1 protein-coding gene is annotated in these 415 nt (G+C 67.2%); it reads left to right on the forward strand.

What is annotated here, in order from left to right; all coding sequences use genetic code 11:
• The coding region (locus tag EOA22_RS37995) for a hypothetical protein (protein WP_164756367.1) at window positions 1-258 on the forward strand (258 nt) is incomplete at its 5' end.
• Between the last annotated feature and the right edge of the window lie 157 nt (window positions 259-415).

A 415-nucleotide genomic window follows, 5' to 3' on the forward strand; every position in this document is an offset into this window, starting at 1 on the left:
CAGCGTACCGGCCTTGTCACCCCAGGCCTGCCCCACCGCCGCGCCGACCGCGACCCCAAGCTTGAATTCAACATTCTCAGCCACGAACCGCTGCCACGCCCGGAGGCGCTCGGCGTCCGGCGCAACCGCGCCTGGCAATTGCATCCACCATCCAAGGACGCCGCGCCAGTTGGCCAGAACCAGCTGGTCGCCGACCGTGTCGCGGACCCGAAAGCCGATCCCGGGCTCGGCGCGCACCCGTTCACCCAGCCGGACTAGCAAAGCGAAGCGCTGCTCAGCCGTCCATGTCCCATACTCAGCAGCCGCTTGTAGCTCCGAGATCAGCTGCGGCGCGACCAGCTCGAAACGACGTCCGATGTAGGGCGTGAAGCCATACTGGTAGAGCCGGCGCCGTTGCTGGGGATCAGGGTAGAGC

Source organism: Mesorhizobium sp. M7A.F.Ca.US.014.04.1.1, assembly GCF_003998745.1.
In the GTDB taxonomy this organism is placed as follows: Bacteria; Pseudomonadota; Alphaproteobacteria; order Rhizobiales; family Rhizobiaceae; genus Mesorhizobium; species Mesorhizobium ciceri.